Annotated in this window: 21 protein-coding genes; 10 read left to right on the top strand and 11 right to left on the bottom strand. The window is 55.5% G+C overall.

What is annotated here, in order from left to right:
* Positions 1–2: 2 nt before the first annotated feature.
* The 3 genes from ACEWL3_RS17185 to ACEWL3_RS17175 all read right to left on the bottom strand — a co-directional run bounded on the left by ACEWL3_RS17185 (position 3) and on the right by ACEWL3_RS17175 (position 2,319).
* Positions 3–542 carry an NADPH-dependent FMN reductase gene (locus ACEWL3_RS17185; RefSeq protein WP_386182157.1) on the bottom strand — a complete coding sequence of 180 codons (540 nt, stop codon included), beginning with the start codon at positions 540–542 and terminating at the stop codon, positions 3–5.
* Between the two features lie 111 nt (positions 543–653).
* Complete coding sequence (locus ACEWL3_RS17180) at positions 654–1,325, bottom strand: YiaD family glycine zipper/OmpA-like lipoprotein (protein WP_114880040.1); 672 nt, start codon at positions 1,323–1,325, stop codon at positions 654–656.
* Positions 1,326–1,449: 124 nt separating this feature from the next.
* Positions 1,450–2,319, bottom strand: coding sequence for a methylated-DNA--[protein]-cysteine S-methyltransferase (locus tag ACEWL3_RS17175; RefSeq protein WP_386182159.1), 870 nt, complete (start codon positions 2,317–2,319; stop codon positions 1,450–1,452).
* Positions 2,320–2,447: 128 nt separating this feature from the next.
* Between ACEWL3_RS17175 and nth the strand changes: the two genes are divergently transcribed.
* The 3 genes from nth to ACEWL3_RS17160 are packed head-to-tail and all read left to right on the top strand — an operon-like array spanning position 2,448 to position 4,677.
* Positions 2,448–3,092 carry an endonuclease III gene (gene nth / locus ACEWL3_RS17170; RefSeq protein ID WP_386182161.1) on the top strand — a complete coding sequence of 215 codons (645 nt, stop codon included), beginning with the start codon at positions 2,448–2,450 and terminating at the stop codon, positions 3,090–3,092.
* Positions 3,089–4,078, top strand: coding sequence for an adenosine kinase (locus ACEWL3_RS17165; RefSeq protein ID WP_386182162.1), 990 nt, complete (start codon positions 3,089–3,091; stop codon positions 4,076–4,078). Before nth ends, ACEWL3_RS17165 begins: the two co-directional genes overlap by 4 nt.
* Positions 4,079–4,080: 2 nt before the next feature.
* Complete coding sequence (locus ACEWL3_RS17160) at positions 4,081–4,677, top strand: GNAT family N-acetyltransferase (RefSeq protein WP_386182164.1); 597 nt, start codon at positions 4,081–4,083, stop codon at positions 4,675–4,677.
* Here the strand turns inward: ACEWL3_RS17160 and ACEWL3_RS17155 are convergent.
* On the bottom strand, positions 4,674–5,144 hold the full coding sequence (locus ACEWL3_RS17155) for a hypothetical protein (protein WP_386182166.1): 471 nt from the start codon (positions 5,142–5,144) through the stop codon (positions 4,674–4,676). The genes ACEWL3_RS17160 and ACEWL3_RS17155 overlap by 4 nt on opposite strands.
* Positions 5,141–5,623: an RNA pyrophosphohydrolase gene (locus ACEWL3_RS17150; protein ID WP_386182168.1), complete on the bottom strand. Its 483-nt coding sequence runs from the start codon at positions 5,621–5,623 to the stop codon at positions 5,141–5,143. Before ACEWL3_RS17150 ends, ACEWL3_RS17155 begins: the two co-directional genes overlap by 4 nt.
* 222 nt (positions 5,624–5,845) lie before the next feature.
* On the opposite strand from ACEWL3_RS17150, the gene ACEWL3_RS17145 reads away from it, so the two are divergent.
* The 3 genes from ACEWL3_RS17145 (at position 5,846) to ACEWL3_RS17135 (ending at position 9,941) form a co-directional block, all read left to right on the top strand.
* Complete coding sequence (locus ACEWL3_RS17145) at positions 5,846–7,873, top strand: FAD-dependent oxidoreductase (RefSeq protein WP_386182170.1); 2,028 nt, start codon at positions 5,846–5,848, stop codon at positions 7,871–7,873.
* A gap of 74 nt (positions 7,874–7,947) precedes the next feature.
* A complete protein-coding gene (locus ACEWL3_RS17140) occupies positions 7,948–8,889 on the top strand; it encodes a zinc transporter ZntB (protein ID WP_386182172.1) in 942 nt (313 codons plus the stop codon).
* A gap of 146 nt (positions 8,890–9,035) precedes the next feature.
* Positions 9,036–9,941 carry a LysR family transcriptional regulator gene (locus ACEWL3_RS17135; RefSeq protein ID WP_114880049.1) on the top strand — a complete coding sequence of 302 codons (906 nt, stop codon included), beginning with the start codon at positions 9,036–9,038 and terminating at the stop codon, positions 9,939–9,941.
* Between the two features lie 72 nt (positions 9,942–10,013).
* Here ACEWL3_RS17135 and ACEWL3_RS17130 read toward each other — a convergent pair whose 3' ends face one another.
* From ACEWL3_RS17130 to ACEWL3_RS17115, 4 genes are read right to left on the bottom strand one after another with little or no spacing between them, the layout of a single operon-like run.
* Entirely contained in the window at positions 10,014–10,961 is a 948-nt protein-coding gene (locus ACEWL3_RS17130; protein WP_386182174.1) for an OmpA family protein, read from the bottom strand.
* Positions 10,958–11,527 carry a peroxidase-related enzyme gene (locus ACEWL3_RS17125; protein WP_386182176.1) on the bottom strand — a complete coding sequence of 190 codons (570 nt, stop codon included), beginning with the start codon at positions 11,525–11,527 and terminating at the stop codon, positions 10,958–10,960. Before ACEWL3_RS17125 ends, ACEWL3_RS17130 begins: the two co-directional genes overlap by 4 nt.
* Before the next feature lie 12 nt (positions 11,528–11,539).
* Complete coding sequence (locus tag ACEWL3_RS17120) at positions 11,540–12,259, bottom strand: GNAT family N-acetyltransferase (protein WP_386182177.1); 720 nt, start codon at positions 12,257–12,259, stop codon at positions 11,540–11,542.
* On the bottom strand, positions 12,256–12,975 hold the full coding sequence (locus ACEWL3_RS17115; RefSeq protein ID WP_386182179.1) for a competence/damage-inducible protein A: 720 nt from the start codon (positions 12,973–12,975) through the stop codon (positions 12,256–12,258). Before ACEWL3_RS17115 ends, ACEWL3_RS17120 begins: the two co-directional genes overlap by 4 nt.
* Before the next feature lie 48 nt (positions 12,976–13,023).
* Between ACEWL3_RS17115 and sfsA the strand changes: the two genes are divergently transcribed.
* From sfsA to ACEWL3_RS17100, 3 genes are all read left to right on the top strand, one after another.
* A complete protein-coding gene (gene sfsA, locus ACEWL3_RS17110; RefSeq protein WP_386182181.1) occupies positions 13,024–13,737 on the top strand; it encodes a DNA/RNA nuclease SfsA in 714 nt (237 codons plus the stop codon).
* A gap of 32 nt (positions 13,738–13,769) precedes the next feature.
* Positions 13,770–14,585, top strand: a complete 816-nt coding sequence (gene map / locus ACEWL3_RS17105) for a type I methionyl aminopeptidase (protein ID WP_386182183.1) — start codon at positions 13,770–13,772, stop codon at positions 14,583–14,585.
* Positions 14,586–14,687: 102 nt separating this feature from the next.
* Positions 14,688–15,899, top strand: a complete 1,212-nt coding sequence (locus tag ACEWL3_RS17100; RefSeq protein WP_386182185.1) for an aminotransferase-like domain-containing protein — start codon at positions 14,688–14,690, stop codon at positions 15,897–15,899.
* Here ACEWL3_RS17100 and rsmD read toward each other — a convergent pair.
* Positions 15,896–16,450, bottom strand: coding sequence for a 16S rRNA (guanine(966)-N(2))-methyltransferase RsmD (gene rsmD / locus ACEWL3_RS17095; protein WP_386182187.1), 555 nt, complete (start codon positions 16,448–16,450; stop codon positions 15,896–15,898). The two genes, ACEWL3_RS17100 and rsmD, sit on opposite strands and share 4 nt — an antisense overlap.
* Positions 16,447–17,655: an NAD(P)/FAD-dependent oxidoreductase gene (locus ACEWL3_RS17090; protein WP_386182188.1), complete on the bottom strand. Its 1,209-nt coding sequence runs from the start codon at positions 17,653–17,655 to the stop codon at positions 16,447–16,449. Before ACEWL3_RS17090 ends, rsmD begins: the two co-directional genes overlap by 4 nt.
* Before the next feature lie 90 nt (positions 17,656–17,745).
* On the opposite strand from ACEWL3_RS17090, the gene ACEWL3_RS17085 reads away from it, so the two are divergent.
* Positions 17,746–18,234 carry a peroxiredoxin gene (locus ACEWL3_RS17085; protein ID WP_386182190.1) on the top strand — a complete coding sequence of 163 codons (489 nt, stop codon included), beginning with the start codon at positions 17,746–17,748 and terminating at the stop codon, positions 18,232–18,234.
* Positions 18,235–18,248: the final 14 nt, after the last annotated feature.

Raw genomic sequence — 18,248 nt, 5'->3', positions numbered from 1 at the left:
ATCTAATCAATCAACGCCTTCAAAGCCTGCATCAGTGCTGACAATTCCTTGATATAGATTTCACCAGTCAGCCGCCCGTTTTCGTCAAATTCCTTCTGACTAGCAGCCAGATGAATTTCAGGACCTTGCAGGATCATCGGACGAAATGGCACCATGAACCCACGCAATATCATTTGTGCCCGTTCGCCACCCGCACGACCTGCTGCCGCAGACATCACCGCCAGTGGTTTGTTGTTCCAAGGGTTGCCTTCCACGCGGCTCACCCAGTCCAGAGCATTCTTCAACACGCCAGATGGCCCTTTGTTATACTCAGGAGTAGAGACCAGGACCGCATCCGCAGCTCCAATCTGCGCATGCAGTTTTTTGACTGCATCAGGGATACCGGTCTTGTCTTCATCATCGCCGTCATAAAGCGGGAACTGAATTTCAGCTTCGGAATAATCACAATCACCAAACAGCCGCGCCGCTTCGCGCAGAAGTTTACGATTTGTCGACTCAGTGCGCAGCGATCCAGAGATGCCGATTATTTTTGCGGTTGTCATATGCGTGAAGCCCATACTTGGTTTCGATGACCATAATGTTGTGCGCCGACCCCAAAAGGCAAGAAGCCCCTGCATAACACAGAGGCTTCTTGGTTTTTTTCAAGATAGAAATTATCTTGCGTTGGGCAGAATTACAATTTCAACCCGACGGTTTTGTGCCTTACCCGCAGCGCTGAGGTTGCTTGCGATGGGTTGGGATTCACCACGTCCGATGGATTGTATCCGTGATGGTGGAACACCGTCGGCGACCAACACGTTTGCCACTGCAAAGGCGCGGCCTTCTGACAATTGCTGATTATATGCGGCTTCGCCATCGCTGTCGGTGTGGCCGATAATCTGCAATGTGGAATTGGCATAGACATTCACGTTGTTCGCCAGTGCGCGAAGGTCATCACGCAAACCTGCATTCACCGTCGTGCTGTCCGTTGCGAACAGGATATCCTGGGGCAACGTCACAATCAGACGATCACCGGTGTTGGTAATGATCACATTGCTGTCCAGCTGGCGACGCAAGTCAGCCTCTTGTTTGTCCAGCGAATAGCCGACACCGCCACCGATCGCACCGCCGATCAGCGCACCTTTGAGGGCGGCATCACCACGGTTGCCATCGCCCTTGGACAGCGCACCGATCAAGGCACCAGCACCGGCACCGATCAAGGCACCATTCTTGGTTTTTTGGTTCGGATCATTCGGACCCGCGCCGATCTGACCGGTTTCTGTACATGCACCGAGCGTCATCGCACCGACCAAAACGCTGGCCAAAGTAAGTTTCGAAGAAATCATAGTTACTGCTTTCATATGTGTGGCCCCGTTCGGGCGGGGCATCTTAGTATCTGCAGTATATAGGCTGTTGACCGCTGATAAAATCAGGGGGAATTTTTCATCGGCAGTATCCCGCGCATGAGCATCAAGCCTCTGCGCGGGCGGCCTCATATGCGAGCATTGCTCGTTTCACCGGCAAACCCCAATGGTACCCCCCCAGCGCCCCCGATTTACGCAGGGCACGGTGACAGGGGATCAGCCACGACACCGGATTACGCCCTACAGCAGTGCCAACGGCGCGCACTGCTTTTGGCTTGCCAACTGCACTGGCAATCTCCGAATAGGTGGTGACCTGACCTGATGGAATGCTCAACAATGCCTCCCACACTTTGATTTGGAATGGCGCGCCAATCAGATAGAGCGGTGCCTTGTCTAGTGTCCCGTCCTGCGCGCCAAACGCCGTCAACACCCATGGGCGCAGCATCATCGGATCCTCAACAAAGGTCGCCAGTGGCCATCGCGCGGTCAGATCCTGCATCGCAGCCTCTTCGCCCGTTTCAGCAGCCAGCGCCAACCCGCAGATGCCTTTTTGCGTACCCATTACCAAAGCCAATCCAAAGGGGCTGTCAAACCAGCCCCAATAGATGGTCAGGTCGGCCCCTTTGCGTGCAAATTCACCTGGACTCATCGATTCCCATCGCAAGAACAAATCGTGCAATCGGCCTGTCCCAGATAACCCCAGCGAATGTGCTGTTTCCAATGTTGTGAACCGGTCGCGCATCAACGTCTTGGCATGACCCAGCATCAGATATTGTTGATAACGCTTGGGCGACACGCCAACCCAACGCGAAAACAACCGCTGGAAATGGGCGGCACTCATCCCCATTTCGCCAGCGATTTGTTCCAGCTGCATCGGATCCTCCGCCTTGTCGATCAAATCGATCGCGCGGCGCATCACCTGATAATGATAGCCATCATCAGTGTTGGGGGTGGATATCGGTTTAATCTGTGTCATGGCCCCAATCTAGGCAATTGACGTCTTCCAATCGACCCGAAACTTGCGCTAAATTCAATGCGCCCCGCGCAGACAAATTTGGCCGCTTAACCTTGCCCTGAACAAGAAATCCGCACATACCACGGCCCATGACCAAACAGCTCGACTATCATACCATCCGCGAAATCTTTACGCGCTTTCATCGCGCAGAGCCTGAGCCGAAAGGCGAATTGGAGCACGTGAATGTCTATACCCTGGTGGTCGCCGTAGCGCTGAGCGCACAAGCCACTGACGCGGGCGTGAACAAAGCCACACGTGCGTTGTTCAAAATTGCTGATACCCCCCATAAAATGTTGGACTTGGGTATCGACGGGGTCACCGAGCATATCAAAACAATTGGTCTTTTTCGGCAAAAGGCCAAGAACGTCATCAAACTTAGCCAGATATTGGTTGATGAATATGGCGGCGAGGTTCCCAATTCTCGTGCCGCCCTGCAATCACTGCCGGGCGTGGGGCGCAAGACAGCCAATGTCGTGCTGAACATGTGGTGGCACCAGCCCGCACAGGCCGTGGATACCCATATTTTTCGCGTCGGAAACAGGATAGGGCTGGCCCCGGGCAAAACCGTCGAGGCTGTCGAACGGGCCATCGAAGATAATGTGCCTGCAGATTTTCAACACCATGCCCACCATTGGCTGATCCTGCACGGCCGCTATCATTGCAAGGCGCGCAAACCGTTGTGCCGCACCTGTATCATCCGTGATCTTTGTCCCTATGAGGAAAAAACAGAATGACCAAATACGAAGTTGTTGGCATCGGGAATGCCGTTGTTGATGTGATATCCCATGCCGATGACAGCTTTCTGGACCATATGGGTATTGAAAAAGGCATCATGCAGCTGATCGAACGCGACCGCGCAGAGGTGCTTTTTGGCGCAATGGAAGACCGGCTTCAGACGCCGGGTGGTTCGGTTGCGAATACGGTTGCGGGGATCGGATCACTGGGCCTGCCGACCGCATTTATCGGGCGGGTACACGACGATGCTTTGGGCAGGTTTTATGCCAATTCAATGCGTGATGGCGGCACCGCATTTGTGAACCATCCTGTCGCGGGCGGCCATCTGCCCACATCACGGTCGATGATTTTTGTATCCCCCGACGGGGAGCGATCCATGAACACTTATCTGGGCATTTCCACCGATTTAGGACCCGATGATGTGCCCGATCAGGTCGCATCCGGTGCCAAGATTATGTTTCTCGAAGGCTATCTGTTCGACAAAGATCAGGGCAAACAAGCCTTTCTGGAGGCATCGCGCCTGACCCGCGCCGCAGGCGGCAAGGCGGGCATCGCCATCTCTGATCCGTTCTGTGTGGACCGTCACCGCGCCGATTTCTTGCGAATGATCGGCAACGAGCTGGACTACGTGATTGGCAATGAAGCCGAAATCAGATCCCTCTATGAGACTGACGATCTTGAGGGCGCACTGAGCAAAACCGCCGCGATGTGCCCGCTTGTCGTCTGTACGCGGTCCGGTGATGGGGTGACGATTATTCAGGGCGGCATCCGCGTGGATGTTCCGGTGAATAAAGTGGTGCCGGTGGACGCAACTGGTGCAGGGGATCAGTTTGCCGCTGGCTTTCTTTATGGAGTGGCAACCGGGCGCGATCTGGATGTTTGTGGGCGGATGGGCAATGTCTGCGCGGCCGAGGTCATCAGCCATGTGGGGCCGCGGCCAGAGGTTGCCATCATGGACCTTTTCAAAGCGCAAGGCCTCGTCTGATCGTGCTGACGGATGGGCTGCACGATGTGCCACGAGGCAAAGTGGCGATGGTGGTCACACATCTTGAGATGCATGCACCTGCGCCGACGCGTCCTCAGCCGATCCAAAAGGGCATCACTTTCCGGCAGCTTCAGCCTGATCTTGCGTGGTACCGCGATATCTTTAGCCGCGTTGGCGCGCTTGATTGGCTTTGGTACGGACGTCTTAAGATGGCAGATACCGATTTGTCCGCCATTCTGGCCGACCCAAAGGTTGCCTTTTACACCCTCACGCGCGACGGACGGGACGAAGCGATGCTGGAACTCGATTTCCGTCAAGAGGGCCAATGCGAACTGGCCTACTTTGGTTTGACTTCAGAATTGATTGGCACCGGGGCCGGGCGTTTCTTGATGAATGAAGCCATTCGCCTTGCCTGGATGCAGCCGATCACCCGCTTTCACGTTCACACATGCACCATCGACAGCCACCTGGCACTGTCGTTCTATATTCGCAGCGGGTTCACCCCTTACCGCCAGCAAGTCGAAATTGATGAAGACCCGCGGCTTATCGGCCTTTTGCCCGAAGCTGCGGCACCGCATGTACCGATCATTCGGCCCTAACACTGTCCGCGCTTGAAGCAACGCTCAACCTGTTTCAACATTGCGAACTGAGGCGTGGCGAACACATCGCCGCCACATGGATCGATGGCCAAAAAGTAACCCGCCGCGTCACGCCTGAGAAAAGCCAACACATCCGCCCCATTTTCGACCGATCCACACCACGGACCAAAACAAGCAACCTCCAGTGTGATCCCCCTCTTGAATGGCGCGTGAAACCCGGTCTTCAACAGGACACGCCCATCAATCGTCGCGGGGATGCGGGTCATTTCGGCTGGATTATGCGAGGAGGCCCCAGCACGTGGAAATTTGCGCTGATCCACAACCAATCTGCCATGAACAACCACATAGGCATCGGTTGAATCCTGCGCCCGTTCATAGGTGGCCACAACCGACGGCTGGACACAAGACAGCGCCAATGCCGGTAGAGGTGCAGCAAGTGCTAAGACAAACGCAATAATACGCATCATAAATATGCCCTGAACTCTTTCACAACCGCCTCATATACTTCGCGTTTGAACGGAACGATCCCGTCCACCAGCTCATCCACCGGCAACCAACGCCACTTTGAAAATTCCGGGTGGTCCGTTTCAATGTTCACTTGATCGTCCCGACCAGTAAACCGCATCAGAAACCATTTTTGTTGCTGCCCCCGATAGCGCCCTTTCCATATGTTAGGCACCAGATCATGCGGCAAATCATAAGCCAGCCAGCCGTCCGATTGCGCAATAATGCTGACCAATTCACGGCCCACACCTATTTCTTCTTCCAACTCCCGCAAGGCGGCTTCATCCGCTGCTTCACCTTTGTCCACGCCACCCTGGGGCATCTGCCAGGCATCAAAATCGCGATCTTTGCGTTGACCCACGAACACATCGCCCACCTCGTTCACCAGCATCACCCCCACGCAGGACCGATAGGGCAATTTGGAAATCTCTTCAGGCGTCATCAGGGCACTTTCTTTACTGGTGCGGGCTTTTGTGGCGCGGGGCATAATTCCAGTTTGGCCAAACCCGCTTTGTCATCAAATATCACGAAAGCCAAATGGTCTAAAGCTGCCTTGTGCCTTTCAGGATCCTGCTGGCCCCCTATGACGTGGCGTTGTGCGTGACAGAACCACGTTCTAAGGTCATGCAAATGCCATCCCATTCCCGATCCCCGTGAGGTTCCCATGTCTGATTACCCCCATATGCTTGCCCCTCTTGATCTGGGCTTCACAACACTCAAAAACCGCGTGCTTATGGGGTCAATGCACACCGGGCTGGAAGAAACAAAAGACTGGAACCGCGTGGCTGAGTTTTATGCCACCCGTGCGCGGGCGGACGTGGCATTGATGGTCACTGGCGGCATCGGCCCAAATCCCGAAGGGTCGGTCATGCACGGTGCTTCGATGATGACCACTGATGAAGACGTGAAAAATCACAGAGTGGTTACAAACCGCGTTCATGAGGCGGGTGGCAAGATCGCAATGCAGATCCTGCATGCGGGCCGTTATGCCTATTCACCTGATTGCGTCGCCCCCTCTGCGATCAAATCGCCCATCTCTTTGTTTGCGCCCAAAGAGTTAGATGCGGCAGGCATCGAAAAGCAAATCAGCGATATCGTCGCCTGTGCCGAACGCGCCAAAGAGGCGGGCTATGACGGGGTCGAGATCATGGGGTCCGAAGGATACTTCCTGAACCAGTTCCTTGTGACCCACACCAACAAACGCACCGACGAATGGGGCGGGTCATATGAAAACCGCATGCGCCTGCCGATTGAGGTCGTGCGCCGCACGCGCAAAGCCGTCGGCAAGGATTTCATCATCATATACCGCCTGTCGATGATTGATCTGGTTCCCAACGGGTCGACCCATGATGAGGTTGTTCAACTTGCTCAAGAGATTGAAAAAGCAGGTGCAACCATCATCAACACGGGAATTGGCTGGCACGAGGCCCGAATTCCGACAATCGCGACATCCGTACCCCGCGCCGCTTTTGCCTGGGTCACAAAAAAACTGATGGGCAAGGTGGGTATCCCGATCATCACGTCAAACCGGATCAACACCCCGCAAGTCGCCGAGGAAATTCTGGCCGATGGATGCGCGGATATGGTTTCGATGGCACGGCCCATGTTGGCCGACCCCGAATTTGTTTCCAAAGCGATGGCGGGAAATTCCGACCAGATCGCGCCCTGCATCGCATGTAACCAAGCCTGTCTTGACCACACGTTCAATGGCAAGATTTCGACTTGTCTGGTCAATCCGCGCGCCTGCTATGAAACTGAACTGAAAATCGAAAAAACGGACCGACCAAAATCCATTGCCATCGTGGGGGCGGGTCCCGCAGGCCTGTCCACCGCCATTACAGCAGCGGAACGCGGTCATGACGTCACCGTTTTCGACCGCGCGTCTGAAATTGGCGGACAGCTTAACCTTGCAAAGCAAGTTGCGGGCAAAGAGGAATTCTGGGGGTTTGTCGACTGGTATCGCGCCATGGTCACCGAACGGGGCGTAACAGTAAAGCTGAACACCGAAGTGTCGGCAAATGATCTTGACGGCTTTGACGAGATCGTTATCGCCACAGGCGTCGTACCGCGTGACCCCCAAATCCCCGGCCAGAATGGCGGCAACGTGGTCAGCTATATCGATGTGCTGAATGGCAAAGCGAAAGTAGGCAACCGTGTCGCCGTGATTGGTGCGGGCGGTATCGGTTTTGACGTCAGTGAACACCTTGTGCATGACGGCGACAGCACCACACTCAACCTGCCCGAATGGATGCGTGAATGGGGTGTCACAGACCCCGCAGAACACCGCAGCGGACTGGCCCCAGAAGGGCCACAGCCACATGCGCCCGCCCGTCAGGTCACAATGCTGCAGCGCAAGCCGTCAAAGGTCGGCAAAGGCTTGGGCAAGACAACCGGGTGGATACACCGCGCTTCACTTACCATGAAAGAGGTTAAAATGATTGCCGGTGTGAACTATGAAAAAATAGACCAGACCGGCCTGCACATCAGCTTTGGCGAGGCGCGCGAAAACCCCACCTTGCTTGAGGTGGACACGATCGTTCTATGCGCCGGGCAACTTTCTGATCGTTCGCTCGCTGATGCATTAGAGGCAAAAGGCCGTTCCTGCCACGTCATCGGTGGCGCGGATGTCGCAGCAGAGCTGGACGCAAAACGCGCGATCAATCAAGGTACCCGACTGGCCGCATCGTTGTGACAGGGGTGGGTGATCTGCCCACCAGCCCTGATCGGGCCATTGCGTAAATCACGGGTCGCAGTAAAGATGCCGCAATGCCCATTTGCGTCTTTGACATATTCCCTGACGGCACAGCAAAGGTGCCGGATGATGCCGCCCTTACCGGCCCCGGCACCTATCGTTGGTGGCACTATGACCTGAGCGATCCCGATCTGGCTGACTGGGCCACGAATAGACTGCCAGCGATCCCTGCAGGTGCTTTGTTGCAGCCCGAAACGCGACCACGGTGTGACCTTTATAAAGAAGGGCTCATTCTGAACCTGCGTGGCATTAATATGAATGCGGGCCAGCGTGCTGATCAAATGGTGTCGGTGCGTATGTGGGTTGAAGGTAATGTCATCATCACCGTGCGACTGCGCAGAGTTTTTGCGCTTGATGAAATCCGCCAGATGGTCATCGCCCAAGCACCGCCTCTTACAACTGCCGCCTTTATCGAAGCGCTGGTTGGCCGCCTGACCGCACGGGTTCAGGACGAGGTGATGCGCATTTCCAAGCTGACCGAGTTTTTCGAAGCGGACCTTGAGAACGATACAACACCATTGCCAAAGGACTTGCCAGCGACCCGGCGCAGTGTGATCAAGTTGCGCCGCTATCTTGAGCCTCAGAAAAATGCACTGGTCACACTGTCGACCATTGACCTACCGATTGTACCTGAAAACGACGCCCTGAAACTGCGTGAACTAGCCAACCGCACCACAATTGCGGTCGAAGAGCTTGACGCGCTTCAGGAACGTTTGATTGCCGTGCAGGATGATCACGACTTAGATGTGGCACGCCGTCAGGCGCGAAACGGCTATGCTCTGTCGATTGTGGCAGCAATATTTTTACCGCTCGGTTTCCTGACCGGTCTGTTTGGCGTGAACATTGGCGGCATGCCTGGCATTGAAAACGCATGGGGTTTTGCCATTCTTTGCATCTCACTGGTTGGGTTGGCGGGGTTAATGTATCTGGTGCTAAAGGCATTTCGCTGGCTTTGAGAATGATTGAAAATCGGTCGCGCTGCCGTTTCCATGCCTTGAACGATCCCAGCAATTACCTTGTAACTGTCTTAACCCTGCCCCGAACCCGCCCCAATTCACCGCCATAGCTGATGCTTGAAGTAAGTATCTTGAAGGGATCGGGCATGGACCGCCTCACTGAAATGGAAGCATTCGCCACCGTGGTGGATCAAGGGGGCTTTACCGATGCCGCTAAAAAAATGGGAATCTCAAAATCGGCCGTGTCCAAACACGTCTCGTCACTTGAGGCCCGTCTTGGCGCACGCCTTTTGAACCGGACGACACGCCGTGTGTCCCCAACAGAGATCGGTCTTGCCTATTATGACCGTGCCCGCCGGGTGTTGAACGACGCCGGTGAAGCGGACGCATTGGTTACGTCAATGCAATCCGCACCATCTGGCCTTCTGCGCATTTCGGTAGCGACCGATTTCGGGGTAAACCACCTGTCTCCGGCTTTGTCGGAATTCCTCAGCGATTTCCCAGATATTACGGTGAACATGGTCCTGAACAACCGTTATGTTGAGCTGATCAGCGAAGGTTTTGATATGGCCGTGCGGATTGGTGAGCTGGAAGACAGCACCCTGCGGGCCCGCAAATTGACAGAAACGACCAAACGGATGATCGCGTCACCGAAGTATTTTGAACAATACGGGCGGCCTGAAAAGATCGATGATCTGAACGATCACAAGCTATTACATTATTCAAACCAATCCTCAGGAAACGTTTGGAAATTAACCGCACCCTCTGGCGAAAAACGTCAGGTACGCACCGCTGGCTGGCTTTCGGTCAACGATGGGCAATCTTTGCTGAATGCCGCGATCAGCGGACTTGGCATCGCGTATCTGCCCAGTTTCCTTTATTCAGAAGCGATGGAAAAGGGTCTGGTTGAGGATGCGATCCCTGATCTGCCGTTGGAAACCCAAGGCATCTATGCCGTCTATCCGCCAGGTCGTTTCACACAGCCCAAAGTGCGCGCATTCATTGATTTCCTGGTGCACGAATTTGCCGATAAAGGTCCAAGTGACTGGTAAAAGTAACACCATCTACCCTTGATGGACTTAAGCCCCCGATGCCTTTTGGTATCGGGGCTTTTTGGCTCAAATTCATTCCGATGACAGCACAACCACCTCGACCCGGCGGTTCGCTTCTCGACCTGCCGCATTGAGGTTTGATGCAATGGGCGACAAATACCCCATACCTTGCGCATCCATGCGCCCGGGGTCGAGGCCATACGCATCAATCAACCGTGCACGCACCGACTGCGCGCGGCGGCGGGACAATGCAATATTCCCGTCGAGACTACCAATAGAATCAGTATGCCCAACCAACGCAACTTTGATCCCCGGTTGCGCCCTGAGGAATGCGGCCAAGGCATCGAGCGAGGCAAAATTCCCGGTACCCAAGTCAGAAGTACCCGTATCAAAATCAAGGTCTTTCAGCACCATATGACCCACGCTCAACAGCTGACCCGACATATCCTGGGGCGCGGCAACTGGCGTTGTGACAGGCACATCAACGGTTGCTGCGACAGCAACTGCAACGTCGTCCAAGGCACCCGCCTGGATAACCTGCACATAAGCGGACGTGGCAGAGGTGCTTGTCAGAACCGTGATCACCTCATTCGGGGCCGCTGCCGTTGGGCGCATTGCGGTCACAAAATGAAACGCCCGAATGTTCACATACATGTTCGGTCCTGGCAGCGTTTCAGCGGCAAATCGAAAGTCAAATCCGCCACACGTCTGGCTGGCGCAATCAAGGACAATTTCAAAACCGGCGGCGTCCAACTGGGCGCGCAGCGGGCGCATCACCTGTAGGGGGGTCAGCCCAGGCTGGTCGAGGCGCCATGCCTTACGGCGCACGTCACCTTCAATGTTGATTTTTTCAACCTTGCCATCAGCAAATACGCCCACCGGAGCTGCGTAGAGATCGGGCGAGGTGTTCCGCGCTGCTGTCTGCACCGCATTGGCCGGCAACGACAGGTCCAGCGCGTTACCAACGTTCGCCCAGCCCAATAGGACTGTGATCGCCAGAATGCGCCATGCGGTTCTCATCGCGCCTGAGCGTGATATTCGTCGTTCGGTCGCATGTCGGTGCCACTGGCAACCCGATTGGTCATGTTAAAGAACCCAGTGACATTGGCGATGTCCCAAATGTCCCGCTCGCTAAACCCATGGTCGCGCAACACTTGCCTGTCTGCCTCTTCAATCGTGGCGCTTGCTGTTGTCAGCTTGTGCGCGAAATCCAGCATGGCACGCTGTCGTGGGTCCAACTTGGCCACGCGGTAGTTCATCACCAGTTGTTCGCCCAGCGTCGGATCACCGGACAAGGCCCGCACCGCAGCACCATGCGACACCAGACAGTAGTAGCATTTATTCACCGACGACACGACAACCGCGATCATCTCGCGCTCAAGTTTGGTCAATTCGGACGTGCCCAACATCAGGTCGTTGTAAAGTGCTGTAAAGGCGTTCAATTTATCGATGTCAAAGGCATGTGCACGTAAGACATTCGGGATAATTCCCAATTTGTCCTGACAGACGTCAAAGTACTTTTGCGTGGCCTCCGGAAGCGGATCAACCATCGGCAAATCAAGGGCAGTGGGCATCTTTTCAGCCATCCGGTGGCTCCTTTAGTCGGGGGATTGTCGGTAATGATAACGCCCTGCAGGTGCAAAGCCCAGAGAACGATAAAGCGCATTTGCACCCACGTTTTGATCCACACACAAGACCGACACATGCGTGGCACCCTGTGACTGCCCCCAGAATGCCGCCGCCCGCATCATCCATTCCGCCACGCCTTGCCTGCGCTGATGTGGCAAAACTTCGACAGCATGGACCATGCACACATTGTCATGAGCCCCGGCAAAGGCCACGCCGGCAGGCTGTTCGTTCCAACGGGCGAGCACGCCGGTCTTGATATGCGCCCGAGACATGACATCCAATCGTGCCGGACCGATGCCGCCTTCGGCCCATATCTCGGTCATGATGGCCAGAGGTTCCCAGATTGTGAACGCCGTCACCCGAGGGATTGGCACGTCGGTCAGGTTTTCAATGGGAAGTGTATAAAGGGTGACAGGATCGACGATCGGGTACTCTCGTGCTTCAAGCAGTGCATCCAGCGCATCATCGCCTTGCCGGATCATGAACAACGGCTGCTGCCCCATCTCTCGCATGGCGATTTCAGCCTGCGCGACGTCTTCTGCGCCCACCGCATCAAGCGCAGTCGCCGCAGAGACCCGTTTACCGCCGCCCCGCCCTTCACGCAGCGTCCATTTGCCCAGAACTAAGCGCCGCGCGGCGGGCCATGTCTGGTCGCAGACCTCATATAGATGATGCGCCGTCACATTCACTTAAAGGTATCTTTGAGTTGATCCATCGCCGCATCAATCTCAGCCTCATCGTTGCCCCGGATCACAATATGCGCGCCGTATTTTCCATCTTTTTGAAACGGATAAGACCCCATCACCAGTGCCGGAAACGCCGCCGCCAAATCGCCCAACGGCCCCGCAATATCGCCCTCACCCCGGTCAATTCTGGTTGTTTTACTGATCAGCGCCGACCCCCCGGTCAGTGTCGGGATCACGGAGGCGACCATCGCCTGAAAGACCGACGGCACCCCTGCCATGACATGCACATTTTCCAGTTTGAAACCGGGGGCCGCCGATACCGGATTTTCAATCAGGGTCGCATCATCCGGAATCCGCGCCATGCGCAGCCGCGATGCGTTCAGCTCTGTCCCTGATTTTTCATAATGTTCTGCCAAAATGGCACGGGCATCATCGCGCACATCTATGTTTCGGTCGAACGCTGCTGCAATGCAGTCGGCCGTAATGTCATCATGGGTTGGTCCGATGCCACCACTGGTAAACACGTATTTATACGCGGCTGACAGCGCCTGAACCGCCGCGATAATTCTGCCGTTCTCATCACCGACGACGCGCACTTCTTTTAGGTCGATACCGATATCATTCAGTTGTCCCGCAAGATAATGCATATTTGAATCGCGGGTGCGACCTGACAGAATTTCGTCTCCGATGACCAGCATCGCGGCGGTGGGGTTGAGCATATGCTTGTATCCTTGAGGTTGCTTACACTACGGTATAGGCCGCGCCCCATGCGCTTTCAAACCGAACTTGTCCCCGCCCGCCTGATCCGCCGCTACAAACGGTTTTTGGCCGATTGTATGCTTGAGGATGGGCGCGAGGTAACGGCACATTGTGCGAACCCAGGCTCAATGATGGGATTGGCAGAACCGGGGATGCGAATCTGGCTTGAACCAAATGATGACCCCAAGAAAAAGCTGAAGTACGGCTGGCGGTTGGTTGATCACGAGAATGGTCATTTCACCGGTGTCGACACCGCGCTTCCGAACCGCGCGGTGCGGGCCGCTCTTGAAGCCCGTGAATTAGCACCGCTTGCCGCCTATGGAACTGTAAAACCAGAAGTGAAATACGGCGAAAACTCCCGCATAGACTTTTTGCTGAGCGAACCGGGTTTGCCAGATGCCTTTGTCGAAGTGAAATCTGTCACGCTCTCCCGGAAACCCGGTTTGGCCGAATTCCCTGATTCCGTGACCGCCCGAGGCGTAAAACACCTGGGCGAATTGGCCAGGATGGCAGCCGCAGGGCACCGGGCCATTCTGCTCTACCTTGTGCAACGCACCGATTGTAGCCATGTCACAATTGCCGACGACATTGACCCCGCTTATGCCTCGGCCCACCACGCGGCAACCGCCTCTGGTCTGGAAACCCTGGCCATTGGCACCCACATCAGCCCTTTGGAAGTGAGCCTCGCCGCCCCTCTGGCCCTTGGCCGCCCCGCACGCTAAGTAGGGCCAAACAAAAGATATTGGAGAACCCGGTGAATACAGAACACCGTGGCCGTCAGACCAAAGACGGCATTCGCATTTACGATCCTTCTGATTTTGCCGGCATGCACGCCGCTGGCCGGTTGGCCGCAGCCATTCTGGACGAAATCGCCGAACACGTCTTTGTTGGTCAAACTACCAAAGAGATTGACCGCATCATTGAGGAAAAGGTGACAGCAGCCGGGGCGAAATCAGCGACGATCGGGTACAAGGGCTATAAACACGCGAGCTGCATATCGGTGAATCACGTTGTTTGCCACGGTATCCCCGGCGACAAGAAGCTGAAAGATGGGGATATCCTGAACGTCGATGTTACCGTGATCGTTGATGGTTGGTTTGGCGATACATCACGCATGTATGTGGCAGGCAAACTGTCCCGCAAAGCTGAACGTCTGATCCAAGTCACACACGACAGCCTGATGCGGGGAATTGAGGCCGTAAAACCCGGCAATACTTTTGGCGACATTGGCCATGCAATCCAGACCTATGTCGAAGGCCATCGGATGAGCGTGGTCACAGACTTCTGTGGACACGGGTTGGGGCGTGTATTCCATGCACCACCGAACGTCCTTCATTACGGCCGCCCCGGTACCGGCGCTGTTCTGGAGCCTGGCATGTTCTTCACAATTGAGCCGATGGTGAACCTTGGACGGGCAGAAACCAAGACGCTCTCCGATGACTGGACGGCTGTGACCCGTGACAAATCCTTGTCAGCGCAATTTGAACATTCCGTAGGGGTTACGGAAACCGGATGTGAGATATTCACCCTGTCGCCCGCCAATATCTTTCACCCCACCTACCAAACTTAAAGAAGGTTCGCGCATGCAGCCCAATTTACGTACAAATAGGTAAGAAGTATTGCCATACATTTAGATTCGTGCTGTTGTCGCCAAACCAAGGGGGACAACAGCATGCATTGGGAACAGATATTCGCGACGCGCATGCAACGCATGAAAGCCAGCGAAATTCGCGAGCTGCTCAAGCTCTTGGATCAGCCCGATATCATTTCCTTTGCAGGTGGCATTCCTGACCCCGCTCTGTTCCCAACCGAAGCGTTTCAGGTGGCATTGGCGGATGCCCTTTCCCCGACCAAACAAGCCACGGCGCTGCAATACTCCGTTTCCGAAGGCCACGGTCCCTTGCGCGATTGGATCGTCGGGCAAATGGATGCAATCGGTATCCCATGCACCCGTGATAACGTGCTGATCACCTCCGGATCGCAACAAGCGCTGGATTATTTAGGCAAACTGATGCTGTCACCGGGCGATACGGCACTTTTGGGGTGGCCCACGTACCTGGGTGCATTGGGTGCCTTCAATGCCTATGAACCAAATTATGATCGCCTGATCCCCCGCGGCAATCGGTCTGCCGCTGATTATGCAGACGCTGCTGCTCAAAAAGGCGGGCAGGTAAAGTTTGCCTATATGTCGGTTGATTTTGCCAATCCCACGGGCGAGACGCTTGATCTGGCGGCGCGCAAAAATATCCTTGATCTTGCAGATGAGATGGACATCGCGGTGATCGAGGACGCGGCCTATCAGGCACTGCGCTATGATGGCACCCCGATCCCACCCGTACTGGCGCTGGAAATTGAACGCAAAGGCAGTATCGACGCCTGTCGGACGCTGTATTGCGGCAGCTTTTCCAAGTCACTAGCACCGGGTTTGCGGGTTGGTTGGGTGTGTGGCGCGACACCCGTCATTTCCCAGCTGGTGCTGATGAAACAGGCATCCGATCTGCATTCATCAACGCTTAACCAAATGGCAATCGCCACCGTGGCGCAGCAGATTTTTGGCGAACACACCGCCAAACTGCGCAAAGTCTACGGCGCGCGCCGTGATGCGATGCTGCATGCCCTGGAGACCCATATGCCCGATGGCGTGGTCTGGACCAAACCCGAAGGCGGGATGTTTGTCTGGGTCACACTGCCAAAACATCTGGATTGCGGTGATCTGTTGCTGCAATCGCTTGAAACGCAAAAGGTCGCCTTTGTTCCAGGTCAGGCCTTTTTTGCCGATGGATCCGGGGCAAACACCCTGCGCCTTGCATATTCATTGGCAGATGATGCCAAAATCGATGAAGGCATCAAACGTTTGGCAGCGCTTATTCGGGCGGCGGCCTAAACCGTTCTGCACAGCAAGGTCACATGGGTATCGGCATACTTGCGTTTATCAATCCGCTTAAACCCGTCTGGCGCGTTCATCGGTGCGTTTTCTTCCCAGACAATCATGGCATCCGGTGCGAACCATCCGCCGTCTCGTGCAGTTGTCAACGCCAGCTGCCCCAGCCCTTTACCGTAGGGGGGATCTAGAAAGACCAGATCGAAAGGTGCCGCAATCCACGCACCCAAACCGGTCGCATCATTGCGCATCAACGTGGTCTCAGCTGTTGCTCTCAATTTCTCGATATTCTGAGTGATCAGGCGTTGCGCGACACGGCCATTCTCAACAAAACATACGTCTTCCGCACCGCGGGATAACGCCTCCAACCCCAGCGCGCCGGTCCCCGCGAACAGATCAAGCACCCTTGCGCCGATGATCACATCGTGATGTGTCAGCATCGAGAACAGGCTTTCTCGCACCCGGTCAGACGTGGGCCTCAGGTGCGCGCCCACGTCGCCTTCGCCCACATCGGCCAACACCGATCCACGGTATTTTCCGGCGATGATCCTCACAGCTTTAGCAACGATTTCAAATCCGTTTCCGGGTTTTCGATTACCGCAGCGTCTGGCGATTTTCCAGCCTCAATCAAGCGCTTGCCAACCATGAATCCGCGCGGATCATTCATGGCATCAACCGCCAACAATTCGGACCCGCGAAAGTACCAGAACGCCACGCTATCGGCATCCGTGCGCCGTGTGATCACCCGGTCATAGCCTGTGTTCAGCCCGGCGATCTGCAGCTTCACATCGTATTGATCGGACCAGAACCATGGCTTCGCAACATAGTCTTTGTTTCCACCCATGATATTCTCAGCCACGCATTCTGACTGATCAATGGCGTTGGGAACGGACTCCAGCCGAATGCGCCCACCGCGATAGGGAAACGACGTACAATCACCCGCCGCCCATACATGCGGCGCTGAGGTCCGGCCCTGCGCATCAACCTTGATGCCATTGTCGATCTCGATCCCTGCCACCTCGGCCAAGGCCGTACACGGCGCTATCCCGACACCGACAATTACGAAATCCGCATCAACCTCAGCCCCGTCAGACAGGCGCGCACCACGCACAGCCCCATCACCCAACAGCCGTTCAAGGCCGATACCCTCACGGATATCGACCCCATGCTCTTGATGCAGATTACGGAAGAAGTCGCTTGTTTCGGGTGCGGCAACGCGCTGCAAAATGCGATCTGCCATTTCAACAAGCGTGACGCGCAGGCCCAGCTTGGCGGCAACCGATGCAGCCTCTAGCCCAATATAACCCCCGCCAACAATGAGCACCTTCGCATCTTTGACAAAACTTGGGGCCATCGCATCCACATCCGCCAGATCGCGCACAACATGCACTCCGTCCAGATCACCACCTATGCTGGCCGGTAAATGACGCGGCTCTGATCCCGTGGTCAGGACCAGATCATGATACTGCACCGTCTTGCCCTGCACCGAGATGCGTTGCGCGGCTGTGTCAATCGCATCGACATGCGCGCCCATCATGAGATCGATATCGTGCTCTGCATAAAACGCCTCAGGGCGCAGAAACAGGCGTTCAAGTGCCATGTCACCCATCAGGTATGCCTTGGACAGGGGCGGCCGCTGATATGGGGGCACGGGTTCTGCACCAATCAACGTCACGCGACCTTCAAAACCACCATTGCGCAGCTTGGCCACACAGGACGACCCCGCCTGCCCCGCCCCGATCACAACCACATGCCGCATAGCCAATTTTCCCCGATATTACTGGTCGTACCTATGACAAAACCTATATGCTTGCTCAGGACAAACGCAATGACATGAAAGGTGTAGCCTATGACAATATCCCAAGGGGACATTCTGCCCGACGCGACTCTGGTCGAATTGGGCGCTGACGGACCATCGCCAGTTAAAATGTCAGACAAACTCAAAGGCCGCAAAGTGGTTGTATTCGCGGTGCCTGGTGCATTTACACCGACGTGCCATTCCGCGCATGTACCCAGTTTTGTGCGCACCAAGGATCAGTTTGATGCCAAAGGCGTGGATGAGATCATCTGCGTGTCCTGCAACGATCCTTTCGTGATGAAAGCATGGGGCGAAGCGACGGGTGCAACTGCGGCAGGCATCACCATGCTGGCCGATGCGTCATCCGAATTCACCCGTGCCATCGGCATGGATTTTGACGCACCCCCTGCCGGGTTGATGGCACGTTCGAAACGCTATGCGATGTTGGTGGACGACGGCAAAGTGACGCTGTTCCAAGCCGAAGAAACCCCCGGCGTCTGTGACGTTTCCGGCGGTGAAGCGCTGCTGGCCAGCATGTAATACAAACGCGGCAG

The sequence above is a fragment of the Sulfitobacter sediminivivens genome (genome assembly GCF_042611115.2).
GTDB classification, from domain to species: domain Bacteria; phylum Pseudomonadota; class Alphaproteobacteria; order Rhodobacterales; family Rhodobacteraceae; genus Sulfitobacter; species Sulfitobacter sediminivivens.
The sequence above is the reverse complement of the archived record's forward strand: the minus strand, read 5'-3'. Positions and strand labels throughout refer to the sequence as shown.